Here is a 5,395-nt window from a genome sequence, read left to right on the forward strand (position 1 = left end):
AACGCGAATCCCGCCGCTTCGAGGGCCTGTACATGCTCCGCCAGCAGGACATCGTCGGCTGGCACACCCACCCCGACGCGATCGCCTCCGGAGGCTGGTCACTGGACCTCCACCCCGCCGACGGGGTCTTCAGCGAGCACCCGGGCAGCAACCACATCCACGCCCGCGGCGTCTACCAGATCCCCTACCGGTGCCTGGTCAGCCGCGACGTGCCGAACCTGCTCCTGGCGGGCCGGATCATCAGCGTCTCGCACGTGGCGTTCGCCTCCACCCGGGTGATGGCCACGTGCGCCCAGGCCGGGCAGGCGGCGGGCCTGGCAGCGGCGGTGTGCGCACGCGACGGCCTGGCCCCGGCCGACCTGACCGAGCCCGGCCGGATGCGGGCGCTGCAGCGTGACCTGCTGCGCACCGGCCAGCACATCCCCGGTGTGCCGCTGGAGGACCCCGACGACCTGACCGCGGAGGCGGAACCGGACGCCTCCAGCGAGCTGGAGGCGGCGGTCCTGCCCGCCGACGGCCCGCCGGTGCCGCTGGACTTCTCCCGCGCCCAGCTGCTGCCCCTGCCCGCAGGCCGGATACCGCAGTTCACCCTGACCGTGGACGTGACCGCCCCCACCACACTCCGGGTGGAGATCCGTACCGGCAGCGGCCCCGGCGACTACACCCCCGACACGGTTCTTGCCGCCCGGGACATCGCACTCGCCCCGGGCCAGGGACAGCCGGTCAAGATCGACGCAGACGCGGTGCTGGACCACCCCCGGTACGTCTTCCTCACCGCCCTGCGCAACGACCACGTGGCGGTCCGCACCACGTCGGCCCGCGTGACGGGGCTGCTGGCGGTACGCAACGCCTCCGCCCAGGACGCCGACCCCGCCGTCGGCCGCCCCCGCGTGGAGTTCTGGACCCCCGAACGCCGCCCCGCCGGCCGCAACCTCGCCCTGACCATCGACCCGCCACTGCGCGCCTGGCCCGCCACGTCCCTGCACACCGGCCACGCCCGCCCCACCGACCGCCCCAACGCCTGGGCCGCCGCCCCCCACGACCCCCACCCCACCCTCCACCTGCGCTGGCCCGAACCCCGGACGATCACCCGCATCCACCTGGCCTTCGACACCGACCACGACCACGCGATGGAATCGGTCCTGTGGGACCACCCCGAGCGCGCGGTCCCCTTCTGCGTCCGCGACTACACGATCCGCGCCGCCGGCCGCGTCATCACCGAGCGCCGCGGCAACCACCAGACCCGCAACGTGATCGTCCTGGACACCCCGGTGACCACCGACGACCTCGCGCTGGAACTCCACGCCTGTCACGGCGACGTCCCGCCCGCGGTGTTCGAGATCCGCTGCTACGGCTGACGGTGCCCCGGCGCCGAGGTTCGGGGCCCGTTATTGCGGCTGACGGCGTCCCGTCCGGCGCTCGCCGGAAGGGTGTGGTGCCGCCGGGATAGGCCGTTGCGGCTGGCTGGAATGTCTTCGTGCGTCTGGGGGGCGCGGCGGCTGCCGGGCTGGGCGTGGGGTTGGCCTGGTTTCTGTGGTCGGGGTACGGCGGGTTGGCGGTGCAGGGGCGGTGGCGCTGATCGCTGGTGTTCGGAGAGGGGGCCTGCGTGCTGTCCGCCGACCGCCGACCGTCTGCCGTGCGGTGCGCGGTTCTGCGGCGGGCTGTTGTCCGTGCCTTTCCGGCACGACGGGCCCGGACCTGTAAGGACCGGCCGGCCGGTTGCCGGTTGCGGGTTGTTGGTGTGTGGCCTTTGCCTGCGGTGGCCGGGGCAGGACGGTGCCGGTCGCTCGGGGACGTTCGGCGAGGTTCGTTCGGTGGAGGAGGAAGGTGCCGGACATGCGCACGGCTTTCCTGGCGACTGCTCTGGTGGCCGGTGTGGTGCTGGGCTCCGCCGCTGCCGCGCGGACTGATGCGGCTGCTGGTGATGTGACGGTACTGTCCGCGATGACGTAGGACAGCAGCCGGATTCCGGGTTCGGTCTGTTTCGCTGCCGGTCGTTCGGTATCGGCGAGCGGCGTTGTGCACGCGGCCGGCGGCGTGTGGTGAGTCTGTCCCAGCGCCGGGAACGGGAGCACGGTGGTGTGCGGCTCGCGCAGTTCTTTTACGGCCGCCGGCACCCGGGAGCACCACCATGAGCGAAGGGTTCAGCATCGAACTCTCCGGTGGTGCTGAGACGGCCGTCGTCAATTGCTCGACGAGAACTGCACTGCCCGGGGCCGGGAGACGTGTCCCGCTCGGGCTGCCGTCGCACGTACTGACGACCCCGTCGGGCGTCGGCCGGGCGTGCAGCAGGCAGGACAGTGCGGGCCCGGACCTTGGGGTGCTGCTTGTCTACCAGCGCATGCCGAGCGCGGTCAGTTCCGCGCGTCGTTCAGGGGTGAGATTGCCGGCTCGGCGGCGGGCGTTGTCGAGGAAGGTGCCCAGCCGGACCTCGGTCACGGTCCCGTCCGGCTCGGTCAGCTGCTCGACGGCCTTGCGGGGCACGCGGAGGTGGCCTTCGCGGGTGTGGAACTGTGTGGCGGCCCGGATATTTACGGCCCACTTGTCGGCCTGTGTACGGGGCGCGGTCGGCTGCTCGTCCGGCTCCGCCGGGCGGAGCCGGAGCATGTGTTCGAGCATCCACTGTTGTGCGGGCAGAAGCTGGTCCCAGTGCAGGCGCTGCGTGTGTGCCCATGCTCCGAGATCTTCGCCCTGCACGGTCATCTGTCCGGGTGCGGTGGGCGGTGCGGTGCCGTTCTCGATCAGGCCCCGGCACAGCCGGTAGGAGCGCTGCCAGGCGACCGGCCAGGCGGGGCACCAGCTCGGGTCGATCGCCTCCAGGGCGTCGCGGCGTTCCTCGGTCAGTGCCCCGGCGGCGGAGCCGGGCGGCAGGCCCTGCTGGCGGCGTGCCTGGATCTGCATCGCCTTCCGGCCTGCAGTGCGCTGGTTCTTCATCCACACCCCGACGGGGAAGCCCTTCCAGACGGCGGTGGCCGGTGGCAGCAGATGCCCGTGTTCCGCGGCCCATGCCCGTGCCGCGGACAGCCCTTCGGCGAAGGCGGTGTCCCAATGCGACCAGATCATGCCGAGGTCTTGGAGCTCCTGGGCGCGTGCAGGTTTCATCTGACCGGCGTTGTAGAGCCTGCGCCGGTCCGCGATCCACGTCCCCAGCGGGAAACCCGCCGGGTCCCAGCCCTGTGGCGTGGTGAACGCGTAGGGGACTTTCAGGCCGCCGTGGTCCTTGGCGTACCGGGTGGCGGCCTGGATGCCCTGACGCCAGTGCGTGTTCTCGGGGCGCAGAACGCGGAGCCTGATGAACTGCGCCAGCACCGCCGGGTCCCGGGGCGTGGAGAAGCACAGGAGATTCCGTGCCGGAGCCGACAGGCCCCCCTCCCCGTCCGCGTCCCCGTCCCCAGCGCCGTCCGCGCCGGTTGCGGCGGGCTGTTTCCGGCTCCGGCTGGGCGCCTGCTGCTGTGCCAGGGCCTCGACGGTGTCGGCGTCGTGGCCGCGCAGCGCGGCGAGCACTTTGGCCAGGGCGTTGTAGCCCCGGGACGTGAGCATGGCGTCGGGGTCCTCACCGGGAGCGAGGAAGACCGGCACCACCAGACTGGCGACCTTGCCCTCGCCCGGCTTCATGCGCAGCGCCCGGCCGACGATCTGCAGGATGTCGACGGCCGACCCGCGTACGTCCCCGAAGAACACCGAATCGCACCCCGGCGTGTCGACGCCCTCCCCGAGGATCCGTACCGAGCTGAGCAGCCTCAACCGCATCGGCACCAGCCCGCCACCCCCGCCGCCGTGCCGTCCGCCGACCGGGTCCGCGAACGCGGCCAGCATCGTCCTGCGGTGCGTGGCCGTGTGCTCCCCGCACAGCCACGACGCCCACACCCGGCCCGGATCAAGGCCCCCCTGCGGATCGTCCTCCCACAACCGCCGCACCACCGCCGGCACCCCGGCCGCCATCGCTTCGGCCTCACTGGTCCGGTAATGGAACGTCAGCATCCTGCGCAGCCCCCGCTCGGCCGCGACCCTCACCGCAGCGGTCTGCAACGCCGCCAGCCGCGCCCCGCGCACACGGTCCGACCGGGCCTGCACCCCCAGCAGCACGGCCGCCCCCAGCCCGGGATCGGCGACATCCACGCACACCACCTGATACGCCGCCACCAGCCCCATATCCCGGGCCTGCGACAGCGTCAGCCGGTACGCCACCTCACCGAACAGACCGTCCGGATCGTCATCCATACTCGCCACCAGCACCGACGCACCGCTTCCCCCCTCCCCGCCCTCCGGCACCTCCCACACACGCGGCGTCGCCGTCATGTACAACCGCCGGTCAGCCGGAATCCGCACATTGTCATGGACCGCCGCCCACGGCTTACCGCCCCTCCCACTGGTCCGGTGCGCCTCGTCGACCACCACCAGCGACCAGGACGAAAGCCGCGCCTCATGCGCCCGCTGGAGCGTACCGAGCCCCACCGAGGCATACGTGGCGAACACCGTCACCTGCTCCAGCCCCCGCGTCCACGCCACCAGCTCCTCCACATCCGTCGTGCACGCCGCCAGCCCCGGTGCCTCCTCCGCCCGCAGCGAGCACACCCCGTAGAACAGCCCCGTACGCCCACCAGCCCGCCACGCGTCAGCCGTCTGCACCAGCAGATCCAAAGTCGGCACCAGCACCAGAACCCGACCCGCCCGCAACTTCCGCGCCGTCAGAACACCCATGAACGTCTTACCCGACCCGGTCGCCGCGATGACCTGGGTCCGCAGACCCCGAGCAGGCATCCTCCGACCAGGCCGCAGCTCAAGCTTTCGCACCGCCGCATCGGACGCCTCGACCTGATGCGGAAGCGGCTCCATCCCCACGACCGCACTCCCGACTACCGCCGCCATGATCGTGACGCTCCCTCATACCAACTCGACAAGAACCCCCGACCGATACGTCAAGGGACTCACCTCTTATTCCAGACCCTAGCGCAGACAAATTTTGACGCACTTCTCTCTCCATACGAACCAGCCACACTGATCCAAGACCCCGGACCCAATCGACGACAGGGGAGCCCCACCGGAAACCGCCGAGAACAGAGACCACGCAAACAACGCGCCGCATCGGCCGCGCCCGCACCGATCCCGGGAATTCGACCCACCCCACGCCCCCCTGACAGGTCACCCAAAGAAGACCCCCCTCTAGCCAGCCCATCGCGGAGTGCGGAGCACACCGCGTGCCTCGAGCGAAGCGAGGGGCTGGCTTCGTCAAGACAGCCGCGCAGCGGCTGTCTTGACGAAGCCTCAACCCTGAAGCGGAGCGAAAGGGCTGAGGCCGGCGAAGCCGGCCAGACCGCGCGAAGCGCGGTCAAGCTGAGCGAAGCGAAGCGTTTCGTTTGCACATCGCGCAGCGATGTGGTACCCGCTCCGCGGG

2 protein-coding genes are annotated in these 5,395 nt (G+C 71.4%); one reads left to right on the top strand and one right to left on the bottom strand.

All coding sequences use genetic code 11. The features are described from left to right. Positions 1 to 1,358: FAD-dependent oxidoreductase (locus BM076_RS35410; RefSeq protein WP_143120738.1), on the top strand; the 1,358-nt coding region annotated here is incomplete at its 5' end. 973 nt (positions 1,359 to 2,331) lie between these two features. Here BM076_RS35410 and BM076_RS35415 read toward each other — a convergent pair. Next, a complete protein-coding gene (locus BM076_RS35415) occupies positions 2,332 to 4,869 on the bottom strand; it encodes a DEAD/DEAH box helicase (protein ID WP_407640756.1) in 2,538 nt (845 codons plus the stop codon). Positions 4,870 to 5,395 lie beyond the last annotated feature (526 nt).

It is taken from the genome of Actinacidiphila alni, assembly GCF_900112845.1.
In the GTDB taxonomy this organism is placed as follows: Bacteria; Actinomycetota; Actinomycetes; order Streptomycetales; family Streptomycetaceae; genus Actinacidiphila; species Actinacidiphila alni.